Source organism: Capnocytophaga sp. oral taxon 878 (assembly GCF_002999135.1).
In the GTDB taxonomy this organism is placed as follows: Bacteria; Bacteroidota; Bacteroidia; order Flavobacteriales; family Flavobacteriaceae; genus Capnocytophaga.
On record NZ_CP027229.1, the window covers coordinates 579,094 to 604,421 of the forward strand.

Below are 25,328 nucleotides of genomic sequence, written 5' to 3' on the forward strand. Positions count from 1 at the left end.
CATTGAATAGAAAAAAGTATTTTTTCAAAAACCTCTTGCTATTTTTCTGCCTTTATAAATACCTTTTTCTATCTGCCAACATACCTCATACCCTCCAGCACCATCACTATTTGAGGTTACTATATAAATCGTATCTGTTTCCTTATCGTAATAAACTGTGTTATAACTGTAGTTGTTTGAGTTTGCCATATCAAGGTTAGGATTATACAAATCGTTATAAGCAATTTTAGGGATAGCTACAGGCTTTCTATTAACAACAACTTCAATGTTTTTATACTCTTTTATAGGCATATTACCATCAGTACCTTGAAAATCCTTTCCATCTATTTTGCTTATAAATCCTCCTTGAACATCACGTGTAAAGATATGTTTTTTTTCATCAAACTTTTGTCCTGTAAGGGTGATGCTAATTCCCTTACTTTGAAAATAAACAATATTATCTTTTTGAAAAACCTTGGCTATTTGAGGTAGTCTGTTTATCCATTTTACTCTATTGTAGTAGATGTATCCTTCATCATCAGCTTTTAACCAATTACCTTCCTCTTTTTTATTATATTCATAAACATAAATAAGAGTATTGTTATTCAGCTTTTTAAGTACTTTACTATGGATATCTCTCTCTTTTCGTACATTTGCATAACCGTCTTTATCTTTTATAATAGCAAAACCGCCTTCTATTTGTGCAAAGATACTATTACTAAGTAGTAATAAGAAAACTATCAGATTTTTCATCTTCAAAAAGCATATTTATTATAAAAAAACTTTGCCAAAAATATGAACTTATTTCAGGCAAAGTTATTGAAAAATAGTTTTTATGAGACTTATTTTACCAATCCTACTACTTCTTTAGCTATTTGCCATTCTTCATTAGTAGGTATTATCAAAATTTTCACTCTACTATCAGCTGCTTGTATTTCAACTGGTTTTGTAGGATGGTTTAACTCTTCATTTTTCTTCTCATCAAGTTTGATGCCAAAAAACTCCATTTCTTTACAAGCAAATGAACGGGTAAGAGCATCATGTTCTCCTAATCCAGCTGTAAATACTATACTATCTACTCCATTAAGAGCAGCTGTATAAGCTCCTATAAACTTCCTAACACGGTAACCATACATTTCATAGCAAAGGGCAGCATTAGCATCTCCAGAGCGGTAAAGAGCTGCAACATCACGTGCATCCGAGTAACCTGTAAGCCCAATCATACCACTCTTTTTGTTCAAGAGGTTCTTCACTTGATCTAAGCTAAGTCCTAATTGCTCTACTAAAAAGAAAACAACAGAAGGGTCTAATTGTCCAGAGCGTGTGCCCATAATAAGTCCATCAAGCGGAGTAAGTCCCATTGAGGTATCTATGCATTTACCCTCTTGGTTTACAGCAGCCATACTTGCCCCATTGCCTAAGTGAATGGTAATATTCTTAAGGTATGGGTTGTTTAAGTATTTACGCGCTTCAGCATCTACAAATTTATGACTGGTACCGTGAAACCCGTATGAGCGCAACCCATATTTTTCGTAATATTCATTAGGAATTGCATATCGATAAGCACGCGCTGGCATTGTTTGGTGGAAAGCAGTGTCAAATACACCTACATGAGTCGCTTTGGTAAAAAGTTTTTGAGCAGCACGTATTCCTTCAAGTGATGCTGGGTTGTGCAAAGGTGATATAGGAATAAGGCGCTCTATCTCAGCTATTACCTCATCAGTAATAATAGTAGGCTGAACAAACTTCTCTCCTCCGTGTACGGTACGGTGCCCAATAGCTTTAATATCTTCTGGGTTTTTGATAACCCCTACTTCAGGATCAGTAAGTAAGGTAGTTACTATATCCATAGCCACTTCGTGGTTAGGGATAGGCTGTTCTTTTTTTACTTCTACTTCCTTACCATTCTTTACAGCTACATATTTTACAAAGCTGCCGTCAATACCGATACGATCGGCTACTCCTTTAGCTTTAGCCTCACCTGTAGTCGAATCTACCAACTGATATTTAAGGGATGAACTCCCCGAATTGATAATTAAAATTTCCATTTTTAGTATATTTTAGGTGTTAGTATTTAATAGTTAGTCATTAGTTGTCTGCATTCTAACTGCTTTAGCAACTAATGACTAACATCTAATTAAAACTCTGATTGTATCGCTGTTATAAGTACAGTGTTATAAATATCAGGAATAGTAGCCCCACGGCTCAGGTCGTTCACAGGTTTTTTCAAACCTTGTAACATAGGTCCTATAGCCAAAGCTCCTGTTTCACGCTGTACAGCTTTATAAGTGTTATTACCAGTATTTAGGTCAGGGAAAATAAGCACATTAGCTTGTCCTGCCACCAATGAGTTTGGCATCTTTTGTTTACCTACTTTAGGATCAACAGCAGCATCATACTGTATAGGTCCTTCTACCAATAGTTCAGGGCGGCGTTCTTTTACAAGCGCAGTAGCCTCACGTACTTTATCTACATCAGCCCCACTACCCGAGTTTCCTGATGAGTATGAAAGTAAGGCTACCTTAGGCTCTATACCAAAAGCAATAGCCGAGTCAGCCGAACTGATAGCAATATCTGCTAATTGTTCTGCTGTTGGGTTAGGTACTACAGCACAGTCACCATACACTAATACACGGTCGTGTAATAACATAAAGAATACCGATGATACAGTATTCACACCTGGTTTAGTCTTTACAAATTGTAATGATGGGCGTATAGTATGTGCTGTCGTATTCACAGCTCCAGATACCATACCATCAGCATCACCCAAGAATACCATCATAGTACCGAAGTAAGAGGCATCAAGCATTAAGTCTTTAGCTTGAGAAAGCTCCAATCCTTTGCTCTTGCGCAATTCATACAGCTTTTCAGCATAAGCCTCATATTTAGGACTATCAGCAGGATTTACTATGCTAATGCGCTCCTCATTCCATTTCAAGCTCAAAATGTTCTTAGCACGCGTTTTAATAGCTTCAGGTTCTCCCAAAATAGTAATATATACCAATTCATCTTCAGCTAGTTGTGAAGCAGCTGTAAGAATACGGTCATCAGTACCTTCAGGCAGTACAATATGTTTTTGCCCTTTACGTGCTTTCTGTACCATATTATATTGGAACATACGTGGCGTAATAGTTTCCGATTTGAATGACGAAATACTATTATTCAACTTTTGCTCATCTACATTCTCATCAAATAACTGCAAAAGCATATTCACTTTCTCAGTATTTTCAGGATAAATGCCCGATTTTATATTGCCTATAAGATTAGCAGTCTCAAAAGTATTACTCTTTGATAGCATTATAGGAATATTCTTCTGGATGCCCTCCAATATCTTCAATATTGATTTATCAGGCTCAAAACCACCATATAACACCATCCCTTTTACATTTGAATAGTTAGAGTAGTTAGCCACCAAAGTACCCGCTATTAAGTCAGTACGGTCTGTAGGAAGCACAGCAAGACTATCCTCATTAAGATTACTTAAGTAGTTAGAAAGTTGCATAGCACCCACTACAGTCTGCTTAGTAGTAACATCAATGTTATCACCCTTGTACAAAAACTCAGCATTCAGCGCATTAGCAATCTCACGAATTGTAGGGCGTGAAAGCTCTTCCCTGCGCGGAATCATAGTAAAGGTAACTCCTTTAAAAATTTGCTCCAATTTATCTTGAGTGCTTTTAGTAGCATTCACAGCCTTGTTCACAAATACACTAAGTACACGCACATCTTGCTCCAAAAGATTGTTCAAATCCACTTGCACTTGGTTAATAAGCTCCTCTTCCGAAGCAAAATTATCCTTCAATACCATCAGCACAGGAATATTCAAACTCTGAGCTATCGAAGCATTAAAATTACTATCAAAAACGCTATCTTCCACCAAGCTCGAAGTATCCACCAATACAAAATCAAACTTGCTCTCCAAAGCCTTGTACTTCTTGATGATAGTGTCATACACCTCACCTATATTACCCTCATTCTTAAGAGCAATAATTTCCTTGCGCGAAAAAGCAAAAGCCTCGTCATAGCTCATATCCAGCTTAAAATATTGCAAAACAGTCTCAATAAGCTGGTCTTTTTTTGATTTACTTTCAATGATAGGCTTAAAATAACCTACTTTGGTAGTATTGCGCATAATCATTTGCAATACACCCAAACTTACCACCGACTTACCACTGTGGGCATTAGTAGCGATGATATAAACTGATTTATTCATTTTTTATTTACTTTTTAGTGGTTTCGTATATAGGTCGCAAAGGTAATAATATAATTTAATATAGCAATACAAAAATACTATTTTTATTTTTAATAGTCTTATAATTTGTGTTAATACTTAGCACAATATCCCCCGAATCCACACATACCTCAACCATAAAATATCTCTGTTAAAATAATCTTGAAACCACCCCATAAGATAAATATAGGATGAACGAACGAATAACGAAGGATAAACGAACTATAAACGAAGGATAGTCATCTCACTCCCGCAACTCAGTATGTGCAAACTACACTCCCCAAAAACCTATATCTTTACTCCCAGAATATCAATATAGTACCTATATAAAAAAAGAAGCCTGAGTGCTACCACTCAGGCTTCTTTTCTTGAAAAACAAGTTAATTATATAAGTTTGTGTGCTTTATTTGATAAATTCTTTAATAGGCACTTTTTGGAAATACAAGTCACCATTACCTTCATATAAAATACCAATATATTTACCATCAATAATAGTTAAGCAAGAATAACCCATATTCGCTTCTTTATGAAGCAATACCTCAGGGAGTTTATCCCAAGTATTTCCCTCATCATCACTTACTTTAATAGATAGATTTACACGTTGGCGTTTATCAGCAGGGTTCGAGAAGAAAAGGTATTGTTTACCTTTTTTATCTTTGTATGATATGATGCTTGCCATACAGTTTGGCTCTATCAGCGCACTGCGTGAAGTAGAGTGTTCTACCCAAGTCTTACCCATATCTTTAGTAATAGCTACCGAACGCCCATTTAAGTTATCAGCTACCTTTGAGTTAAAATGATTGCGGTCATCACGCATATTTAGCATTAGCGAGCCATCCGCAAGCTCTACCACTTGCGCCTCAGTAGTATGTGATTTTGCTCCCGTACCCACATGCCAAGTTTTACCACTATCTTTACTGTAAATAATAGTAGAATGAGGTACTTGGTCTTTATCTTTAAATTGTCCCGCAAAAACAAGAGTACCATCACTCATAGTAATACCACGACCAGGACCATCAAAGAACAAATACCAAGAAGGATCCTTCATTTGTGAAGTAATATTAATCGGTTTACTCCAAGTAACACCATCATCTTCACTTTTTACTATTACTATTTGTCCTGTTTCTTCTGGGGTCATACCAGTTTTAGAACCCCACCAACTCATTTTATCAGGCGAAAGGCCATGTTGCCATAAGCCCATAACCCAAATAGTATTAGTTTTTTCATCTACTAATACAGCAGCATCTCCTACTCCATTTAATCGGTTAGGAAGTCCTCCCCATTCACCCATATCAATAACTTCTTTCATAGGTTCCCAAGTTTGTCCACCATCAGTACTTCTACTCATACCTACATTAATGTCTTCTTGCAAGTCTTTGCAGTTATTATAACGGTTATCGTATATTGCAATTAGGGTACCTTTGTTAGTAGTAGCCAAGCCTGGTATACGGTAACAGTTAATACCATCTTGATTGCGGTGGCGTAAGGTAATACCAAAACGCTGTCCTTCCTTACTCTTATTGCAGTACCTTACCTTACCATTATTAGTATTAAACTGAATACCCGATAAAATAACTTTGTTTAACAAATCAGGGTTTTTAGTAGTACGCACATACACCCAAGCAAAAACAGAGTCATTAGTAGCTTTGAAGTTTCCTTGTACTTTAGTTTTCTTTCCTAATACCGAAGTCTTACCAAAAAGAACAGAATTTTCTCTTTTTGAACTATTACCTACATATACCAATACCTCACTAAGATCAAGCTTTTTAGCTTTGAAATTTAATGCAATTTCATTAAGGGAAGTTCCTTGTTTTACAGGTAATGATAATGAGGTTACTAAATTCTCTTTATCAGTTACTAAAGGCATCTGTTGTTGTGAAAAGGTATTTCCTTTCTGGCCATATAGCACGCTAAGGAAAAACAAACTGAAAATAGTAAATACTTGTTTCATATAATTAATTTTGCTAATTTGTTAATTCATCTATTTGTTATAGTAATAGTTTGATAATTTTTGCAAAGATAGAATGTTTTTTTTAAATGACAAAATAAAAACGCACCCATTTATTAATTTTCTCATTAATTAATAAATGGGTGCGTCTCTTTTATTCTGTAAGGTTATGCTTTCTTCACATATTGGGTAAGGATAACAATTTGTTGCCCTTCTACTTTACCTTCTATATACTCAGCATTCTCAGGGTCAAGAGTTATTTTGCGCACTACAGTACCTTGTTTAGCAGTCATACTAGTACCTTTTACTTTTAGGTCTTTTATTAGTACTACATTATCACCATTAGCAAGTACAGCTCCATTACTATCTTTATGAATTACTTTTTCACTTTCTTCCAAGTGGTCATCACTAGCTTGCGCAAAAGCTAACTCTTCTTCATCCAGATACATCATATTCAAAAGGTCTAATGACCATCCTTCATTCTTTAGCCTATTCAGCAGTCGCCATGCCATAACCTTTACAGGGCGGTGCTCGCTCCACATACTATCGTTTAAGCAACGCCAATGGTTGCTATCCATAGTTTCAGGGTTTTGTATTTGGCTAAGGCAAGTATTACATACCAAAATACTATCATCAGTACTTTCATTTCTAGCAGGAGGTACAGTATATACACTTAGCTTCTCAGTGTTTCCACAAAGCTCGCAACAATTACCACTACGGGATTTTAAGATTTCTATCATTATTAACTCAATTTATTAATTTATCAGTGTGCAAATATATAACTTTCTATTAAACTACACAAAAAACTTTGCCAAAAGTTGTAAAAGCATATTCTTCTACAGCTTTTGGCAAAGTACAAAATGTATTCTATTGGCAAATTATCATCTATAAGGCTTTCTCCAAATCTCTTGATTTGTTAATTGCCCAATTTGCCCAATTCCCAGTTTCTTTTTACAAATTCTGAAAGTTCTTTACCCTTTAATAATCCTTGTGATAAGCGTGCCAAGTCAAAGGCTTGTTTTATAATGGATTCTTTAGTACTTTCATCACTCGCGTGTATAATAGCCCCTGCCAAGGCCGAGTTGCTATTTACCACTACGTGATATACCTCAGGGAAGGCTCCAAACATACCACCGCCACCAGTAGCACTCATTTCTTTCATTCTGCGCATAAACTCCGGCTGATTGATAACAAAAGGCGTGTCATCACTATCCAAATCTTCCAACTGCACCATATAACCTTCCTTAGGGATTACCTTTTCTATTTCAGTTTTTAAGGTGTTTTTCTCTTCTTCCGATAGTTTAGCAATAATAGGCTCTTCTTTCTGTATGAGTTTCGCTATTGGGGCAGCATCTACACGCGTAAAAGTGAGTTTTTCATTATCACCTTCTAACTTTTGTATCAAGTGTGATACAATAGGGCTGTCTAATAAAAGCACTTCATATCCTTTTTCTTTAGCTTGCTCAATAGCAGTGTACTGTTGCTCTTTATTCTGAGCATATAACACAACCAATTTACCTTCTTTATCTGTTTGTTGGTCTTTAATAGCTTCTTTTAGCTCCGCCAAAGTGTAATATTTGTCATCTGTAGTGGGATAAAGCATAAAGTCGCCTGCTTTTTCATAGAATTTGTCATCAGTAAGCATACCGTATTCAAGCACTATCTTAATGTCATTCCACTTATTCTGGAAGTCCTCACGATTGCTAGTGAATAGTGATTTTAACTTATCCGAAACCTTACGAGTAATATAATTGGCAATCTTCTTTACATTACCATCAGCTTGAAGATATGAGCGTGATACGTTTAGCGGGATATCAGGTGAGTCTATCACACCTTTAAGCATTGTCAAGAACTCTGGCACTATACCTTCTACATTATCTGTAACAAACACTTGGTTCTGATACAACTGTATGCGGTCTTTCTGTAACTGCATATCGTTGCTAAGCTTAGGAAAATACAGTATACCAGTAAGATGGAACGGATAATCTACATTCAAATGAATATGGAACAGCGGTTCATCAAACTGCATAGGATAAAGTTCATGATAGAAAGCTTTATAATCCTCATCTTTCAAATCAGTAGGCTGCTTTGTCCACGCAGGGGTCGGATTATTTACTATGTTATCAACCGTTACATACTCTGTTTTATAGTCTTCAGGAGCATTCTCTGGGCGCGGTAGCGGTTCTTGTTTAGTGCCGAATTTAATAGGTATTGGCATAAAACGATTGTATTTGCGCAATAGCTCTTCTATGCGGTAGTCTTCCAGAAACTCAACCGAGTCATCAGCTATGTGCAATATAATTTCAGTACCGCGCTCCTTGCGTAGGTCTGTTTCATCTAAGCTGAACTCAGGACTACCATCACACACCCATCGTACAGCAGGAGCATCAGTGTATGATTTGGTAATAATCTCTACCTCTTTGGCTACCATAAAAGCCGAATAGAATCCCAATCCAAAATGCCCTATCACACCAGCATCTTTGGCAGTATCCTTATATTTCTCCAAAAATTCCTCCGCTCCCGAAAAAGCAATCTGGTTGATATACTTTTCCACTTCTTCAGCCGTCATACCAATCCCTTGGTCAATAATATGAAGGGTTTTATTTTCTTTATCCACCTTCACCTCAATTATAGGATTGCCGTACTCCACCTTCGCTTCACCTATGCTGGTAAGGTGTTTAAGTTTAAGGGTAGCATCAGTAGCGTTTGATATAAGCTCACGCAAAAATATCTCGTGATCGCTATATAAAAACTTTTTAATAAGCGGAAAAATGTTTTCCACCGAAACGTTTATATTTCCTTTCATAAATGTCTATTGTTTATTTTAACGCTTCAATTATAGCTAAAAGAATACCAAACTACTTTTAACTGACAAATTGTCAGCTTCTAAGCACCTTCTACCCATCTTAACTCAAATATCCACTCAAAATCTACCTACTCCCCAAACTCAATCTATCTTTATTAAAACTATCCCCTAGATTGAACGAACGAATAACGAAGGATAAACGAACTATAAACGAAGGATAGTTACCAAGCTGGCGTAGCTAAGTATATTACATTCCTTAAATCTTCCCAAGCCAATACTTAAATTAATCCAAAACAACCCCTTAAAATGGTACAAAATTTGCACTTCACATCTCTATCTTTCATAACTATACAACCACATCACTTGTCAGATTAAGCAGCAGCTTGCTGCCTAAATTAAAAGCAAATGTTATGATTGGCAAATTACTAAATTAGCAAACTCACTATTTATGATTATCATCCCCAAAAACTATGCATCACCCTATGGTATTATGGATACCGAGCGCGCCATTAAGCTCATCAAAGATACCTTTGAAACTGCTTTAGCTCGTGCCCTACAACTCACCCGTATTTCAGCCCCTTTATTTGTAAAACGGGCTACAGGACTTAATGACGACCTCAACGGTGTCGAGCGCCCTGTAAGTTTTGAAATGAAAGACGCCCAAGGACAAACCATTGAGATTATTCACTCCCTTGCCAAATGGAAACGCTTAGCCCTAAAACGCTATGGCATCGCTCAGCACGAAGGTATCTATACCGATATGAACGCTATCCGTCGTGACGAAACCTTAGATAATACACACTCTATATATGTCGATCAATGGGATTGGGAAAAAGTTATCACCCCTTCCGATCGATCTTTGCAATACCTACAACAAACAGTTAATCAGCTCTATAACGCCTTTCTCGAAACCGAAAATGCCCTTGTAACTCATTATCCTAAGTGTAAGGCTTTCTTGCCAAAAACAATAACCTTCATCAGCTCACAGGAGTTAGAAGATCGATACCCTACATTATCACCTCAAAAACGCGAAGAAGTATTTGCCAAAGAAAAAGGAGCTATCTTCATCACTCAGATAGGTAAAACATTGCGTTCAGGCAAAAAACACGATAACCGCGCTCCCGATTATGACGATTGGGAACTCAACGGCGACCTTATCTTATGGAATCCAGTGCTGAACAATGCCTTAGAGCTCTCTTCCATGGGCATACGTGTAAATGAAAAATCATTAGCACACCAATTGCAACTCGCCAATGCCGAGCATCGCAAAACCTTGGAGTACCACCAAATGCTCCTCAAAGGCGAACTCCCTCTTACCATAGGCGGTGGTATTGGTCAGTCGCGTATCTGTATGCTACTGATGCAGAAAGCACACATAGGCGAAGTACAAGCCTCTATCTGGACAGATGATATGTTACAACTTTGCGAAGAAAACGGAATTCATCTCTTGTAAACCACCAAATTGTTGTACTTTTAAATTCAATTATTCATTGCCATTTGATAATTCTTTTGTATCTTTGCACCAATAAAATAGCAAAACAGAAAACTAACCTATGCTTATTTATTTACAACTCTTAAAAGAAAGCTTTAATTTTGCTATCAAGTCATTGCGTGATAACAAGCTCCGTACTTTCCTGTCGTTATTAGGCGTAACGGTGGGTATATTTTCTATTATTTCAGTATTAGCAGCTGTCGATTCGCTTAACCGCAGCATTCAAGAAAGCCTTGCAGGTTTGGATAAAAATATGATTAACATCTCTAAGTTTTCTTTTGCACCTACATCAGTACCCCAATGGCAACGCCTAAGCTTTCCACAAGTTACCAATCAAGAATATGAGTTTGTAAAGCGGGAAGTGCCTAATATCGAGGTAGCAGCTTATCAGTATTACGGACTCTCATCTCAGCTTAAATATAATGGCAAAACCATTTCAGTAGCAGTGAGTGCTGCCTCTGCAGGAGTCGAACAAATTAGCGATATTAAGATTGAAAAAGGTCGCTTTTATAACGATACCGAAGCCAATGCTGGGGCAGGAGTAACAGTATTAGGTTATGAAATAGCACAACAAATATTTCGCGAAGAAGATCCTATTGATAAAGAAATACGGCTCTTTGGTAAAAAAATAACAGTAATAGGGGTACTAAAAAAATACGGCTCAATGTTCGGTGATGGCCCTGATGAACAAGTCTATGTCCCTGCCAATTTTATTCGTACTTTTATGAATACAGGCGCACAAGGTATCCCTAGCGCTATTGTTATAAAACCAAAAAAAGGAGTTGATATGGCAGAGTTTGAAGGGGTATTACGCCAAAAGTTCCGTGCTTATCGCGGCCTAAAACCCGATGAAATTGATAACTTCTTCTTCAACAAAATTAGCTCTCTTACCGAAATGATTGATAATACCATCGGAATGATGAATATGGTTGGCTGGGTAATAGGCTGCTTCTCAATTTTAGTAGGAGGATTTGGTATTGCCAATATTATGTTTGTAAGCGTAAAAGAACGTACTAGCCTTATAGGTGTGCAAAAGTCTTTAGGGGCTAAAAACCAATTTATACTATTTCAGTTCCTTTTTGAGGCGGTACTCTTAGCCCTTATAGGAGGTCTGTTTGGTCTGCTTTTTGTATGGTTGCTCACTATGGTTATATCAAGCATTACTACCGAGTTTAACTTTGTTCTCTCACTGCCCAATATACTTATAGGTTTAGGAATCTCATCAGTAGTAGGCTTGCTTTCAGGTATTATTCCTGCCTCATCGGCAGCACGCCTTAACCCTGTCGAAGCTATCAGAACTGGTCAATAATTATAATTTTTAATAATAAAATAGAATAACAAATGAAACGTTTCTATATTTTCTTATGTTTAAGCGTACTGCTATCGTGCGCACAAACACCCAATACTCATATACCTAGTAATCAAAAAGAAAATCCTCAGTATAGCAAAATAACTGTACCCGAAAACCTTGCCCAATATTATAAAACAATTGATTTTGATAAAACAGGCAAAACATTATATGACGATTTAGCTGTGCTTACCATTAGCAAGCATACAAAATTCCTTACCTATTATGATCGTCATAAATATCTTTACAAAGCCGATGCTAGCTTGCAAAACCCCAATAATGTAGTGCTTATGTATACAGGTGAAGAACGTTATTGGGAAGAGTATGAAGGTAATAAAAACTACAGCCCTACTACCTTTAATACCGAGCATATTTACCCACAATCAAAGTATCAAAATAATGCCAAAGGTGATTTGCATCACTTGCGTGCCTGTGATAAAAGCGTGAACTCAAGGCATGGTAATCTCCCTTTTACTCAGGGTAAGGGCAACTGCAAAATTATTGGTAAAGGTTGGTACCCTGGTGATGAGTGGAAAGGTGATATAGCCCGTATGATATTCTATCTTAATCTTCGTTATAATGAAAAGTTAGATACCTCTATAAGCACAGGTGGTATAGCCTTACTCCTTAAATGGAATGATGAAGATCCTGTATCACCTTTAGAGCACCAACGCAATAATGTAATTGAGGGAGCACAAGGTAACCGTAACCCCTTTATCGACTTCCCTCAATTAGCACGCCGTATATATGAATGAGGCTGCCCTACATATACTCAAAAAGTATTGGGGCTATAATAGTTTTCGTGAACCTCAAGAAACTGTTATTAAGCACGTTTTAGAAGGAAATGATACTTTAGCCCTAATGCCTACCGGTGGGGGTAAATCAATTACTTTTCAGGTACCAGCTATGATCAAAGAAGGTATCTGTATTGTAGTATCACCCTTAATAGCTCTTATAACCGACCAAGTTGAAGCTTTAAAAAGAAAGAATATAAAGGCTTTATCCTTAACAGGGGCTCTTCCTTACCCCGAGTTGGATAGGTTGCTTAATAACGCCCTATATGGGCAATACAAGTTCCTCTATCTATCACCCGAACGTTTGCAGAATGAGTTAGTACGCACCTACCTCAAAGCGATGCCTATTAACCTAATCGTAATTGATGAGGCTCACTGTGTATCACATTGGGGTAATGACTTTCGCCCGGCATACTTACAGTGCAAATGGCTTAAAGAGGAATTTCCTAAAGTGCCAATGTTGGCTCTTACTGCTTCGGCAACTCCTAAAGTACAACAGCACTTATTAGAACTATTGGGTATTGAAGGGGCTAAGGTTATCAGTACTTCACTCCAACGCCCTAATATTGCTTATAAAGTATATCAAATAAAAGAAAAGCTTCCTTATTTGTTGAACTTGCTACACAAAAGTAGTGGGAGTGTTATTATTTATCTTCGCAGTAGGAATGCTACAAGTTACCTATCGGGGGTGCTGAATGCTAAGGGCTTTAGCTCTACTTTCTTTCACGGTGGACTTACTTCAGATGAAAAGAACCTTCGCCTTAAAAGTTGGCTTAATAATGAAGTGCGTATTATGGTAGCTACCAATGCTTTTGGTATGGGTATTGATAAACCTGATGTACGTATGGTATTGCATTGGAATATCCCTCTTACTTTAGAAGATTATTTTCAGGAGGCTGGACGTGCAGGGCGTGATGGTACCTTTGCTGAGGCTATACTTGTTTATGATGAAGCAGACATTAATACTGCTAAAAAACTTCTTAATGACTCACTGATTGATTTAACTTTCTTGAAACTTGTTTATACCAAGCTCAATCAGTATTTTCAAATTGCTATTGGTGACCTTAGTGAGGAAGCGCATCGTTTTTTCTTTCCCGACTTCTGTAAGCGTTACAATCTGCCTACTCTTAAAGCTTATAGTGCTTTGCAAACTCTTGATAGATTTTCAGTAATTTCTTTAAGTCAGCAGTTTTATCAAAAAGTGACACTGCACCTATCGGCTGAGGCTAAACAGCAGATAACATACAACCAAACGCATAAGCATCTAAGCTCTCTTCTTTTTTATCTTGGGCATACTTATCCGTATATATTTAGTCAGCCAGTGGCACTAGAAATAGAAAAGATTACTGAACGCACCGACCTTACTTATCCGCAATTAATGCGCTATTTGCACGAAATTCACAATGATGGTATTGGGGTGCTTACTACTGTTTCAACCGATGTGCAACTTACCTTTAATGTACCCCGTGATGATGATCGTACTATTAATACCATTGCTAAGAATGTGAAACAATACAATCATACAAAAAAGACATTGCAAGAGCAGGTATATGCCTATTTGGAGAATACTACTACCTGCCGGAGTGTACAGTTATTGCAGTACTTTGGTGAGCGTACTGTACATAAATGTGGAATGTGTTCTACCTGTTTGGCTAAGATACCTCAGCCTAAAATAGATACTAAATTATTGCGACAACAGTTATGGCAGTTATTACAACAAAAACCTATAACTCCGGCTGAGGTAGTATCGGTATTGCCATACCCAAAAGAGGCTATTAATGCCCTGCTAGAAGAATGGCTTACGATGAATAAAATAGCTTTTACGGTGTGTAATGAGCTGTTTGTTCCAACTGCTCACGAGCTTGCTCCTTCTTCTTAAAGAATTTTACTTCGTCATTAATTTTATATTGTATATAAAGAATGCCAAACAATAGGGTAAAATACCATTGTTTGAATTCTATTACCTTGCTTTTCTTTTCTATTTGATTTTGCAAGAAAAATAGTATTACTATCGTCCAAATTATTATAAATAATACAGCGAAGAGTTTTATAAAGTGTATGTTTTTTATATGATATATTTCCCAATAACTTCCTAATAAGAGACTGTGATGTAATTGAAAAATATATAGATAAACAAGTACTATCCAAAAGTGTTTTGCCTCAATATTGTATTGCTTGTATTTCTTCATTACCCAAATGGGTATATAAGCTCCTAAGGAAAGGAGTGTAACAAGTAGCAATACCCATATATTCATATTGTAACGCGGTTTTTTGTCGTTTTCTAAGAAATAGGCTATGAGTCCGTATAGGAGGTAAATACTCCCTACATATACCCAAAGATATAAAAGACCTATAGTATTTTTATAAAAAGGATATAATTTGAAGCATAGTGCTATTACTGAAAAAAAAGTCGTTACAGCAAAGAGTTGATAACTCATCTTTTGCCAATCGCTTCTGTTTTTAATTAAATAGTACACTAAAAAAATGTACAAGTAGGTTTGGTAGCTTAAGAGTAGTTTTAAGATGGCTTCGGTTAAATCAAAATAAGGTTCTAAGTAGTCTAACATAAGTAAATAGGATTATTTATAAAAAAAACTCCAAGTAAAAAAGGTTGTACTTGGAGTTTTTTGTTTGTGTATGAGAAATAAATGTTAAATATCAATAGCTTCGCCGTAAGCAGCTGCTACAGCTTCTTTAACGCCCTCGCTCATAGTAGGGTGAGGGTGTACGGCTTTGATAATTTCGTGTCCGGTAGTTTCTAACTTACGAGCTACTACAGCTTCGGCAATCATATCGGTAACACCTGCTCCTATCATGTGGCAGCCTAACCATTCACCATATTTAGCATCGAAGATTACTTTGATGAAACCTTCGGTAGTTCCGGCAGCATTGGCTTTACCTGATGCTGTGAATGGGAATTTACCTACTTTAATTTCGTAACCTTTTTCTTTAGCTTGTTTTTCGGTAAGTCCTACTGAAGCAATTTCGGGAGTGCAGTAGGTACAACCAGGTATATTGCCGTAGTTGATAGGTTCTACATGTAGGCCTTTTATTTTTTCAACGCAAAGAATACCTTCGGCAGAAGCTACGTGTGCTAGGGCTTGACCAGGAACTACGTCGCCAATAGCATAATAGCCAGGAACGTTGGTTTGGTAGTATTCGTTTACTAAGATTTTATCGCGTTCGGTTTTGATACCTACTGCTTCTAAGCCTATGTTTTCGATATTGGTTTTGATACCTACGGCAGAAAGGAGGATATCGGCCTCTAGGACTTCTTCGCCTTTAGCTGTTTTGACGAATGCTTTTACGCCTTTGCCTGAGGTATCAACTTTAGTAACTTCGGCAGAAGTCATAATGTTGATGCCTGATTTTTTAAGGCTTTTTTCTAATTGTTTAGAGATGTCTTCATCTTCAACAGGTACGATGTTAGGCATAAACTCTACAATGGTTACTTCGGTACCCATAGAGTTATAGAAGTATGCGAATTCGATACCTATAGCACCACTACCTACTACAATCATTTTTTTAGGTTGTTCGGGCAAAGTAAGTGCTTGGCGGTAACCGATAATTTTCTTACCGTCTTGAGGTAGGGCAGGCAATTCACGTGAGCGGGCACCGGTAGCGATGATGATATGGTCGGCACTGTATTCGGTTACTTTGCCGTCTTTATCTTTTACGTCTACTTTTTTACCAGGTTTAATGGTACCATAGCCCATAATCACGTCGATTTTGTTCTTTTTCATAAGGAACTGAACGCCTTTGCTCATAGTAGAGGCTACATCGCGGCTACGTTTGATAACAGAAGGGAAGTCTTTATCAAAAGATCCTTCTTTTACTTTGATACCGTAGCTTTCGGCGTGCTTAAGGTACTCAAATACTTGAGCTGATTTTAGTAGGGCTTTGGTAGGGATACAGCCCCAGTTAAGGCAGATACCGCCAAGGTTTTCTTTTTCGATAACCGCAGTTTTGAAGCCTAATTGAGAAGCGCGAATGGCAGTTACATAACCACCGGGACCGCTTCCTAATACAATAACGTCGTATTTACTCATTTCTTTAAAATTTATCAAGTTTGATATTAGGCTACAAAAGTACGAATAATATTTTGAATAACCATATAATATTTTTGTTTTTTATTTTTGAAAATTAATTTTTTTGTGGTTTTTTCATTGTTATATTTTAATAATCAGTAGGTTATAAGGTTTTGGTGTTTTACACGGATTTTTTCAGTTTTGAATATGCGGAAAATGCAGTATTTATGAGAAAACGTTGAGATTTTCGTAAAATAGGAGGTTTGATTTAATAGGTTGATAATGAGTGTGTAATGCTTATCCTTCGTTTATAGTTCGTTTATCCTTCGTTATAGGTTCGTTTATCCTTCGCTCTAACTTTATCAAAAATAGGGTTAGTTAAAAGTGTAATATATTGATAGTTAATGGTTTCTGTTTTATAGTTGTAATGAAGGTAAAAGAAAAGTGGGGGTTGAGGATTTTTTAGAAAAAAACTGATTTTGTTGTGAAAAAGGTAATAAAAAAACTTAGCCAAAGTTTGGGACTTTGGCTAAGTAATGAGGGGGAGGGGTATTTTTTAGGGTTTGAACGTGTTATCGGGGGTGCCTAAGAAGCGAATTTTAGCTCCGCCACCTAATTCGGCAAGCCAATATCCATCAATATTTTTGAAGATGTAGAAGTCGGTAGGTGATTCTGTATCTTGACTGCAGCCCATTCGGTAACCCGGGTAGATGGCGAGTATTTCGAGTTTATTGCTTTTGATAAGGCGTATTCTGCCGAAATACAAATAGTTTTTATCGGTTAATAGATAGTGGTGATTTAGAGCCTTTAAGGTTGCAGCATCATATTCATTGACAGGAATGAGTTTGGGTGTAGTTACAATGGTTGTGTTGTAGTAATAAACATTGTTTTTATCTTTATAGATGTCATACCATAATTTTTGAAAAGTAGAGGCGTCTACCCCTTTTTGTGGTGTTTTATCTATATAAATTTGGTTGTTGAATTGGTATAGATTATAGGCATAGGATTTTTCAATTATGATGCGTTTCCCTTTTAGATAGCTGAAATCATTTATACTTATTTGACCATCTTTTAGCAGTTGTATTTCTTTGGGAGTGAGGTTGTTGATGAGGTATTCATCTATGTTATCATATACTTGGTTGCCATAAAGAATGGCATCGTACTTAACCTCAAACAGGTTTTTACCATAAATAGGAGTTTGGGAGTATTTGAAAGGAAGTTTTTTATTCCAATTATAAACTCCATTTTTGTCGTATTGGAAGTAATAGTTTTGGGGGAATTCGGCAAATGTAGCGGCATTGTACTGAGGTTGGGGTTCGGTGCCTAAATATACAGTATAGCCATCGGTAATGAAATGACTAAAGACTTTTATTTTGCTTAGGTTTCTGGTAGGTATGGGTACTTTGGAAACTTTGATTTCCTTTTCATAGTCGTAATAATCATCATAATAAGCGTGGTTTTGGTCGGTAAGATAAGACTCATTTAGTGCTTTGAGGGTAGGGATATGGAAGTAGTTGGGTAATTCAATAATTTCTTTATCATAGTATAATACGTGTTGGGAGGTTTTTAGTATGTTTTTGGTAAGTTGTTGTACCCTTTCACCTTTATACATAAGAGGTTGAGCTTGGTAAAAGGTGCCATTTTTGTCGGAAATATAGTTTTCGGTAACTAAATCAGTACGTATAGAAGGAAGGTCGATATTGGTTATGGTTTCTACCTTTCCGTTTGTGATATAGTATAAATTGTTTTTATTTTTAAAGTATGGATAATGAATGCATTCAAAAGTTTCGGGATTAGGGATGGCGAGTTCTTTATTACCTATAAAAGCCTTTTGGTTGGTACGCCAAATAGGAGTAGTTTTTTTATCTATAATATTAAAACCTACAATCTTAAAATTAGTAGTATCAATAGGGAAAAATACCCCTTGTGAGTAGATACCGTTCTTATCAATAGCCATACCATAATCATAGCTTTCTACTCTAAAAGTAAGCATATCGGGGTGTAGTATAAAAAGGCTATCACAGGTTTGGTATATGATGTAATCTTGGTTAAATATAAATCCTTCGATATATTTGCAATCACTATAAAAGCCTCTTTTTATAGTTAGATTATCTACTTTGGTAGCATTGGTGATTAGTGGTTTATTTTGAGCAGGAATAAGCTGAAAGCAGCAAAGGAATAGGTAAAATAAGATCTTTTTCATAAGAAATTATATTTTAAAATTATTTAGGTAGGTACCTAAGAATCGGATTTTAGCTCCATTACCAATTTCTGTAAGCCAATAACCTTCGGTATTTTTTAAAAGATAATAATTGGTATTAGGTTTAAAATCTTGACTACACCCCATTCGATAGCCTGGGTATATAGCGAGTATTTCAACCTTATCATTTTTGATAAGTCTATATTTTTGAAAATAGATATAATTCTTATCAGCTAAAAGATCAGCTGTTAGAAGGCTAAGGGTTGTTATATCATACCCGTCAATAGGGATGAGTTTAGGATCATACTCATTGCTTTCATCATAATAATAGCCTTTATTTTTATCTTTATAAATATTGTGCCATATTTTTTGAAAAGTAGCAGCATCTACCCCCTTTTGAGGTGTTTCACCTACATAAATTAGGTTATTAGCTTTGTATAACTCACTATCAAAATATTTTTGTTTTAGAATGCGTTTTCTCTTTATATGAACAAAATCATAAACAGTGACTTTTCCTTCTTTTACGAGTTGTACTTCCTTAGAGGTAAGGTTCATAAAAACCTCTTCGGTTGAGCTATTATATATTTGATTTTTATAGAGTATTCCACCAGCCTTGTCTTTAAATAAGTTTTTGCCATAAATAGGAGCTTCAGTATAGAAGAAAGATAACTTTTTATCCCAATTATAGACTCCATTTTTGTCATATTGATAGTAATAAGCATCCTGAAGCTCAGCAAAAGTTGCAGCATCGTATTGAGGTTTGGGGGTACTATCGCGGTATACCATAGTACCATCGGTAACGAAATTATTGAAAACTCTTATTTTATTTAAATTTTTAGTAGCGATAGGTAGTCTAAAGTCTTTACCCTCTGTTTTGTAGGAGTAGTAATCGATATAATAAACATGGTTTTGGTCGATGAGATATGACTCATTTAGAGCTTTGAGAGTAGGAATATGAAAGTAGTTAGGTAATTCAATAAGTTCTTTATCATAGTATAATACGTGTTGGGAGGTTTTTAGTATGTTTTTGGTAATTTGTTGTACCCTTTCTCCTTTGTACATAAGTGGTTGAGATTGGTAAAAGGTGCCGTTTTTGTCGGAAATATAGTTTTCAGTAGCTAAGTCTTTACGAATAGAAGCAACGTCGGCACCTTGTACTATCCTCACTTTTCCATTATTAATGTAGTATAGGTGATGTTCGTCTTTTAAATAATCATAATAGATATTTTCAAAAGTAGCAGGGCTGCTAATAGCAATGTCTTTGTTTCCAATATAAGCCTTTTGGGAAGTACGCCAAATAGGTACTATTTCCTTTTTTTTATCAATTATTAGGTCTGAACCTATAATCTTAAAACCATTAGTATCTATAGGAAAAAAGTTATTTTGGTAATAAATTCCATTTTTATCAATAGCCATACCATAATCATAGTCTTTTACTTTAAAAGTCAGCATATCGGGGTGGAGTACAAAAAGACTATCAGAGTTTTGGAATATAACATAATCTTTGTTAAAAATAAAGCCTTCTACATACTTGTAACGTACGTTCCAATTCTTTTTTACAGTTAGGCTATCTACCTTGGTAGCATTGGTAATTTTTAAGGATTCTGTTTGGGCAGCAATAAACTGAAAGCAGGAAAGGAATAGATAAAATGGAAAATTTTTCATAAGGAATTATAGATTGAAATTATTGAGTTTAGAACCTAAGAATTGAATAGTATTTTCACCTCCTAATTCGGTAAGCCAATAACCTTCACTATTTTTAAATAAGTAGTAATTTGTACTTGGATTTTTATCAAACCCACAACCTTTTCGGTAACCTGAATAAATAGCTAAAAGCTCTACAGATTCATTTTTAAAAAGTTTTATAGTACGATAATACCAAAAATTCTTATCGGCAAAGAAACCATTGGTAGTAGCTGCTAAAGTAGCAGTATCATAACCAGTTATAACAAGTAATTTGGGATCATCTCCCCATCTGTCATAGTAATACACATTATTTTTATCTTTGTAAAAAGAATAGTTTCCTATATTTTGAAAAGTAGCAACATCTACATTTTGAGCTACTTTGCCTATATATATGGTATTGTTTGCTTTGTACAAATTGTATTCAAAAACCTCTTGTATTTTAGCAGATTTGTTATTAGAAGTAAGTGCTAAATGTATATTTCCTTCCTTAAGGTCATTTATTTGTTGTTCATTTAAATTAGGGTAGTAGTCATTATTTCCAAAAGGATAAAATGCTTGTTGGTTGTAAATTACATAAGCGCCTTTATCGAAATTATAGAAAGTATTTTTTCCTAATACGGGAACATCGGTGTAATGGAAAGGCATTTTTTCATTACCTTTGTAATAAATACCGTTTTTATCGTATTTAAAATCTGATTTTGGTAACATGCCAAAAGTGGGAGCATCATAGTTTGTTTTATAATTTTCTCCTGCATACACTATTTTTCCATCGGAGATATAACAACTATTAACTTGGTCAAAAATACGTATATTGTTAAAATCTTGTTTTTTTATAGGGGTTACTTTTCCTCTTTCATAGAATATATGATTTTTATCCATAGCATAGTTTCTTGAAAGAGAATGCAGTGTTTTTGCATCTATATTACTGAGCTCAATCCACCTGATAGTGCCACCAACTGCAAAAGAAGGAGAGTATAGCACATATTTTGAAGTTTTGAAAAGATTATTATTTATATTTTGTATTCCTTCTCCTTTGTAGGTAATGGGAACTCCTCTGTGATAAGTGTTATTTTTATCAGAAATAAGCTCTAAATGGTTATTAGTGCGTACAGAAGTTGCATCAGAGTCCTTGATTTTCTTATCGTAGTAATAAAGGTAGTTTTTATCTTTGAAATAACAGCCATTGAAGTACTCTACCGCTTCAAAGCTAGCGGGGTGAGAAATGTTAATTTCTTTAGTACCTAAAAAAGCTTTCTTATTAGTTCTCCATAGATATTCATTTCCTTTATAACTATCTCCTTCTCCTCTAGGGCGTTCTTTTATTCCTACGATTTTAAAGCCAGCAGTATCAATAGGGAAGAAAACACCCTGATAGTAAATTCCGTTTTTATCTATAGCAAAGCTTTCTTCTCTTTGTATTTGAAAAGAAGACATATCAGCTTTTAATACTTTACGAGTATCACAAGTTTGGTAAACCAAATAGTCCTTATTCAATATATAACCTTCTACATATCGGCAACCACTATTCCAATTTTGTTCTATGTTTAGATTATTAACCTTAATAGCATCAGTGACTTTTAGAGGTTCCGTTTGGGCTGAAAGGTTTTGCAGATAATAAAGAAGCAAAAGAGAAATGAGATGTTTCATAACGATTATAATTTGAATTTGTTAAGTTTAGTACCTAAAAAACAGATTTTGCTATTACGATTTTTTAGTTGTGCTAACCAATAGCCTTCTACATTTTTAAAAAGATGGTATTTTACGTCATCATCTTGGCTGTCATAGCCTTTATAGATGGCTAATAGTTCAAGATTTTGTTTTTTGATAAGTCGTTCGTGTAAATAGTATAAGTATTCATCATCAGTACTCAAGTAAGATTCTCGAAGAGGTAAGGTATGAATATTAAATTTAGGTTGTAGTTTGCCATAACGTATAGTAATAGCTTGTTTTTTTCCATATTTGAACTCTTCTAACATTTCGGGGGTTACATGAGGATAAAACTTTTTACTGTCATAATCTATGTTATAGGCTTGTTGTTTATAGACAACTATTTTCTTTATTAAAAAAAGATTTTTACCTAATAGAGGGGAATCAGTATATTTAAAAGGAAGTTTTTCTTCATCTTTATAAACACCATTTTTGTCGTAGCATAATTCCTCACTAGTATTAGTGAAAATACCAAAGGTAGGCAAATGGTATTTAGTTTTGCTTCCCCCTTTATAGATTGCCTTACCATCAGTAATAAAGCGATAGACATAAGGTTCTTCAAAAATGCGAAGATTAGCAAAATCTTCTTTTTTGATAGACATTTGGCTATCATTGAAGAATACAGCATTTTTATCAATTGCATAACTATCAGACAGCCTTTTTAGAGAGGCAACATCTATATTAGGAAGTTCTTCCCATGTAGGGGTATCGTCTCCACTATCAAGAGTTAAGCCTAGTACGTGATGTGAAGTTTTGAAAAGCACATTGTTGATAAGGGTAACAGGTTCACCTTTGTAGCTTAGTATTTTACCTTTGTAATAAGTATGATTCTTATCGGCAATAGCAGAGACATCACCACATGTTATAATGGATTGGCTATCGGATCCTTCTATTTTTTTGTCCCAATAGTAGATAAATTCTTTATCTTTGAAATAGCAAAAGAATACCTCTTCAAACGTAGCAGGGTGAGCTACCTTTACAGGTTCTTGTCCGAAGAATACTTTTTGGTTAGTGCGCCAAATAATCACCTTTTCATCCTCATTCTGAACCTCTTTTTCGCCTATTATTTTGAAACCAGTAGTATCTACCGAAAAGAACTTTCCCTGATAATATACCCCATTTTTATCTAAAGCAAAGTCTTCATTTTGCAGCTCGAAGGTAGCTGTATCGGCAGGTAGAATAATACGCTGGTTACAATTTTGATAGATGATATAGTCCTTATTTACAATATAACCTTTCACATAACGACAAGGATCATTAGGATCTTGTTGCATTGTAAGCTGTTCTACTTTTTTTGCATCGACTATTTGTTTTTGAGCGTAACTATGTGAGGCAAACAAAAAAAGTGATGTAAGTAATAGAAAATGTTTCATTGCTATAAATTTTTAGTAAGTAGTCCAACTACTTTATTATTAGGGAAGAACTCTTTTAGTACTACTTTTAGAACGGTATAAGCAGGAATAGCTACTACCATACCAGTAATGCCAAAAAGTGTGCCACTGATAAGGGTAATTAGGAAAATTTCCAAAGCGGTTGATTTTACTGAATTTGAAAAAATAATAGGTTGTGAAAATACGTTATCAATAAATTGCCCAACAATGAAGCCAATGAGTACATAGATAGTAGTAGGTAGACTCACACTCATAAAATCGTTTTGTAGGTTGCTACTCATTGTAAGTAGTGCCATTAATACAAAGCCAATCATTGGACCTATATAAGGGATAAGATTAAGCAAAGCGCAGAGTAGTGCAATAATAAGAGCGTTTTCTACCCCAAAGATAAGTAATACAGCAGTATAAACAATAAATAGTATTGTAATTTGTAGTATTAACCCTACGAAATAGCGAGATAAAAGATCATTTATTTTAAAAATAGAGGTTTTTAATTTGCGTTTACGTTTAGGTGAAAAAATAGAAAGTAAAGAGATAAGTATTCTGTCGCCATCTTTCATAAAAAAGAAAGTAATGAAGAGTACAGAAAAGAACCCTGCTCCAAAACTACTGATAAAGGAAATAAAGGAGTTGAGAAAGTTAGGTATATCAATAAAGTTTAACATTTCTTGTACGCCAAAAGAGTAATCTTCTCTTTCTAACCCAACCTTACTAAGAGTTTGGTGTATAAGAGCGTCAAGATTATCTTTCAGTAAATCAATGTTAAGGCTTGATAGGTTTTTTCCTTGTGAAATGAGCAATGGAATAAACAAACTGAATACTCCAAGACTGAGTAGTACAAAAAGTAACATAGTAAGTATCACGCAGAGAGTTTCACTCTTTATTTTTAGTTTTTTACGGAAGAAGTAAATAAGGGGTTTACCCATTAGTGTCAGTACTAATGATACAATAAGATAAATGATAATAGATTGTAGCAAATAAAGGGTATAGAGCCCTAATACTACTAAAACAATAATTCCTACGGCACGCAATATGCCATTTGCTATTTCTTTTGAGTTCATAATTAATTTATTGATAACCAAATTCCTCTCCATCTTCATCTTGAAAAATGATAGAGGTTTGCTTTCTTATCCAATTTAAAAATTGTGTGAGAGTTCTTTCAATACTTGGGGGGTGTGCACTGATTTCTATAAAAATATAGTCCTCTTTATCTAAAAAGATACGTACACTATATGGCCAATCAGCTGGGGGAAGCTTACTCTCAATACCTTTTAGCCAATATTCGCCTTCTTTCATTAGATAGGAGCCTATTTGTATTGGATGACGCACATAAGTATCTAATAGAAAAATTTGTTGTCTGATTTCTTCTTTATGTTTTTTATACCAAGTAGTATCTTCAAATATTACATAAGCTTCAGCTGCCATAGTTAATATGTAAAAAATGAAAAACGTATAATTTCTTTATTTGTCCAAGCCGATAGAATGATTATTTGGCAAATGCTATCATTTTCTTCTTTCCAAAAAGAAGAACGTATTTCACTAATATCTTCATTGAGATAATTCTCAAATGATAATGCAATGACATTCTCAAAAAGGTGCTTATGTATTGTATTTTGATAGTCTTTTAATGCTAATAATAAGATTCCTTTCTGGTAGGATACATCTACTATTTGTGCATCACTCCAATTATTTTTGAGTATATCAAGCATAGTTAATAC

General features: G+C 35.3%; 19 protein-coding genes. 4 read left to right on the forward strand and 15 right to left on the reverse strand.

Going from position 1 to position 25,328, the window contains the following annotated elements; all coding sequences use genetic code 11:
* Positions 1-24: 24 nt before the first annotated feature.
* From C4H12_RS02580 to htpG, 6 genes are all read right to left on the reverse strand, one after another.
* Positions 25-732, reverse strand: coding sequence for a hypothetical protein (locus C4H12_RS02580; RefSeq protein WP_106097533.1), 708 nt, complete (start codon positions 730-732; stop codon positions 25-27).
* 89 nt (positions 733-821) lie between these two features.
* The gene (locus C4H12_RS02585) at positions 822-2,027 is read right to left on the reverse strand and encodes an acetate/propionate family kinase (protein ID WP_106097534.1); all 1,206 of its coding nucleotides are present in this window, start codon (positions 2,025-2,027) and stop codon (positions 822-824) included.
* Positions 2,028-2,116: 89 nt separating this feature from the next.
* Positions 2,117-4,192 (reverse strand): phosphate acetyltransferase, encoded by a 2,076-nt coding sequence (pta, locus tag C4H12_RS02590; protein WP_106097535.1) that lies wholly within the window; start codon positions 4,190-4,192, stop codon positions 2,117-2,119.
* Positions 4,193-4,613: 421 nt separating this feature from the next.
* Positions 4,614-6,161: an exo-alpha-sialidase gene (locus C4H12_RS02595; protein WP_106097536.1), complete on the reverse strand. Its 1,548-nt coding sequence runs from the start codon at positions 6,159-6,161 to the stop codon at positions 4,614-4,616.
* Between the two features lie 164 nt (positions 6,162-6,325).
* The gene (locus C4H12_RS02600) at positions 6,326-6,898 is read right to left on the reverse strand and encodes an alkylphosphonate utilization protein (protein ID WP_106097537.1); all 573 of its coding nucleotides are present in this window, start codon (positions 6,896-6,898) and stop codon (positions 6,326-6,328) included.
* A 176-nt stretch (positions 6,899-7,074) separates the two neighbouring features.
* Positions 7,075-8,964 (reverse strand): molecular chaperone HtpG, encoded by a 1,890-nt coding sequence (gene htpG / locus C4H12_RS02605; RefSeq protein ID WP_106097538.1) that lies wholly within the window; start codon positions 8,962-8,964, stop codon positions 7,075-7,077.
* Positions 8,965-9,412: 448 nt separating this feature from the next.
* Here htpG and asnA point away from each other — a divergent pair, with 448 nt between their 5' ends.
* From asnA to C4H12_RS02625, 4 genes are all read left to right on the forward strand, one after another.
* Positions 9,413-10,417 carry an aspartate--ammonia ligase gene (gene asnA / locus C4H12_RS02610; protein ID WP_106097539.1) on the forward strand — a complete coding sequence of 335 codons (1,005 nt, stop codon included), beginning with the start codon at positions 9,413-9,415 and terminating at the stop codon, positions 10,415-10,417.
* Positions 10,418-10,517: 100 nt separating this feature from the next.
* The gene (locus C4H12_RS02615) at positions 10,518-11,765 is read left to right on the forward strand and encodes an ABC transporter permease (protein WP_106097540.1); all 1,248 of its coding nucleotides are present in this window, start codon (positions 10,518-10,520) and stop codon (positions 11,763-11,765) included.
* 32 nt (positions 11,766-11,797) lie between these two features.
* Complete coding sequence (locus C4H12_RS02620; RefSeq protein ID WP_106097541.1) at positions 11,798-12,559, forward strand: endonuclease I family protein; 762 nt, start codon at positions 11,798-11,800, stop codon at positions 12,557-12,559.
* Positions 12,552-14,477 (forward strand): ATP-dependent DNA helicase RecQ, encoded by a 1,926-nt coding sequence (locus C4H12_RS02625; protein WP_106097542.1) that lies wholly within the window; start codon positions 12,552-12,554, stop codon positions 14,475-14,477. The genes C4H12_RS02620 and C4H12_RS02625 overlap by 8 nt, the downstream gene beginning before the upstream one ends.
* Here the strand turns inward: C4H12_RS02625 and C4H12_RS02630 are convergent.
* The 9 genes from C4H12_RS02630 to C4H12_RS02670 form a co-directional block, all read right to left on the reverse strand.
* Entirely contained in the window at positions 14,419-15,165 is a 747-nt protein-coding gene (locus tag C4H12_RS02630; protein ID WP_106097543.1) for a hypothetical protein, read from the reverse strand. The genes C4H12_RS02625 and C4H12_RS02630 overlap by 59 nt on opposite strands.
* 84 nt (positions 15,166-15,249) lie before the next feature.
* Complete coding sequence (gene lpdA / locus C4H12_RS02635) at positions 15,250-16,647, reverse strand: dihydrolipoyl dehydrogenase (protein ID WP_106097544.1); 1,398 nt, start codon at positions 16,645-16,647, stop codon at positions 15,250-15,252.
* 535 nt (positions 16,648-17,182) lie between these two features.
* Entirely contained in the window at positions 17,183-18,829 is a 1,647-nt protein-coding gene (locus C4H12_RS02640; protein WP_106097545.1) for a DKNYY domain-containing protein, read from the reverse strand.
* Between the two features lie 6 nt (positions 18,830-18,835).
* On the reverse strand, positions 18,836-20,491 hold the full coding sequence (locus C4H12_RS02645) for a DKNYY domain-containing protein (RefSeq protein ID WP_106097546.1): 1,656 nt from the start codon (positions 20,489-20,491) through the stop codon (positions 18,836-18,838).
* A gap of 6 nt (positions 20,492-20,497) precedes the next feature.
* Complete coding sequence (locus C4H12_RS02650) at positions 20,498-22,159, reverse strand: DKNYY domain-containing protein (protein ID WP_106097547.1); 1,662 nt, start codon at positions 22,157-22,159, stop codon at positions 20,498-20,500.
* Positions 22,160-22,164: 5 nt separating this feature from the next.
* A complete protein-coding gene (locus C4H12_RS02655) occupies positions 22,165-23,592 on the reverse strand; it encodes a DKNYY domain-containing protein (protein ID WP_106097548.1) in 1,428 nt (475 codons plus the stop codon).
* Positions 23,593-23,594: 2 nt separating this feature from the next.
* A complete protein-coding gene (locus tag C4H12_RS02660; RefSeq protein WP_106099404.1) occupies positions 23,595-24,671 on the reverse strand; it encodes an AI-2E family transporter in 1,077 nt (358 codons plus the stop codon).
* 7 nt (positions 24,672-24,678) lie between these two features.
* Positions 24,679-25,035: a hypothetical protein gene (locus tag C4H12_RS02665; RefSeq protein WP_106097549.1), complete on the reverse strand. Its 357-nt coding sequence runs from the start codon at positions 25,033-25,035 to the stop codon at positions 24,679-24,681.
* 2 nt (positions 25,036-25,037) lie between these two features.
* Positions 25,038-25,319, reverse strand: coding sequence for a hypothetical protein (locus tag C4H12_RS02670; RefSeq protein WP_106097550.1), 282 nt, complete (start codon positions 25,317-25,319; stop codon positions 25,038-25,040).
* Positions 25,320-25,328 lie beyond the last annotated feature (9 nt).

Excerpts from the sequence above, each read along its gene's own strand:
- C4H12_RS02660 (WP_106099404.1), bottom strand. The coding sequence starts at position 24,671 with ATGAACTCAAAAGAAATAGCAAATGGCATATTGCGTGCCGTAGGAATT.
- C4H12_RS02585 (WP_106097534.1), bottom strand. The coding sequence starts at position 2,027 with ATGGAAATTTTAATTATCAATTCGGGGAGTTCATCCCTTAAATATCAG.
- C4H12_RS02645 (WP_106097546.1), bottom strand. The coding sequence starts at position 20,491 with ATGAAAAATTTTCCATTTTATCTATTCCTTTCCTGCTTTCAGTTTATT.
- C4H12_RS02615 (WP_106097540.1), top strand. The coding sequence starts at position 10,518 with ATGCTTATTTATTTACAACTCTTAAAAGAAAGCTTTAATTTTGCTATC.
- asnA (WP_106097539.1), top strand. The coding sequence starts at position 9,413 with ATGATTATCATCCCCAAAAACTATGCATCACCCTATGGTATTATGGAT.
- pta (WP_106097535.1), bottom strand. The coding sequence starts at position 4,192 with ATGAATAAATCAGTTTATATCATCGCTACTAATGCCCACAGTGGTAAG.
- C4H12_RS02630 (WP_106097543.1), bottom strand. The coding sequence starts at position 15,165 with ATGTTAGACTACTTAGAACCTTATTTTGATTTAACCGAAGCCATCTTA.
- C4H12_RS02670 (WP_106097550.1), bottom strand. The coding sequence starts at position 25,319 with ATGCTTGATATACTCAAAAATAATTGGAGTGATGCACAAATAGTAGAT.
- C4H12_RS02600 (WP_106097537.1), bottom strand. The coding sequence starts at position 6,898 with ATGATAGAAATCTTAAAATCCCGTAGTGGTAATTGTTGCGAGCTTTGT.
- C4H12_RS02580 (WP_106097533.1), bottom strand. The coding sequence starts at position 732 with ATGAAAAATCTGATAGTTTTCTTATTACTACTTAGTAATAGTATCTTT.
- htpG (WP_106097538.1), bottom strand. The coding sequence starts at position 8,964 with ATGAAAGGAAATATAAACGTTTCGGTGGAAAACATTTTTCCGCTTATT.
- lpdA (WP_106097544.1), bottom strand. The coding sequence starts at position 16,647 with ATGAGTAAATACGACGTTATTGTATTAGGAAGCGGTCCCGGTGGTTAT.
- C4H12_RS02650 (WP_106097547.1), bottom strand. The coding sequence starts at position 22,159 with ATGAAACATCTCATTTCTCTTTTGCTTCTTTATTATCTGCAAAACCTT.
- C4H12_RS02665 (WP_106097549.1), bottom strand. The coding sequence starts at position 25,035 with ATGGCAGCTGAAGCTTATGTAATATTTGAAGATACTACTTGGTATAAA.
- C4H12_RS02640 (WP_106097545.1), bottom strand. The coding sequence starts at position 18,829 with ATGAAAAAGATCTTATTTTACCTATTCCTTTGCTGCTTTCAGCTTATT.
- C4H12_RS02655 (WP_106097548.1), bottom strand. The coding sequence starts at position 23,592 with ATGAAACATTTTCTATTACTTACATCACTTTTTTTGTTTGCCTCACAT.
- C4H12_RS02625 (WP_106097542.1), top strand. The coding sequence starts at position 12,552 with ATGAATGAGGCTGCCCTACATATACTCAAAAAGTATTGGGGCTATAAT.
- C4H12_RS02620 (WP_106097541.1), top strand. The coding sequence starts at position 11,798 with ATGAAACGTTTCTATATTTTCTTATGTTTAAGCGTACTGCTATCGTGC.
- C4H12_RS02595 (WP_106097536.1), bottom strand. The coding sequence starts at position 6,161 with ATGAAACAAGTATTTACTATTTTCAGTTTGTTTTTCCTTAGCGTGCTA.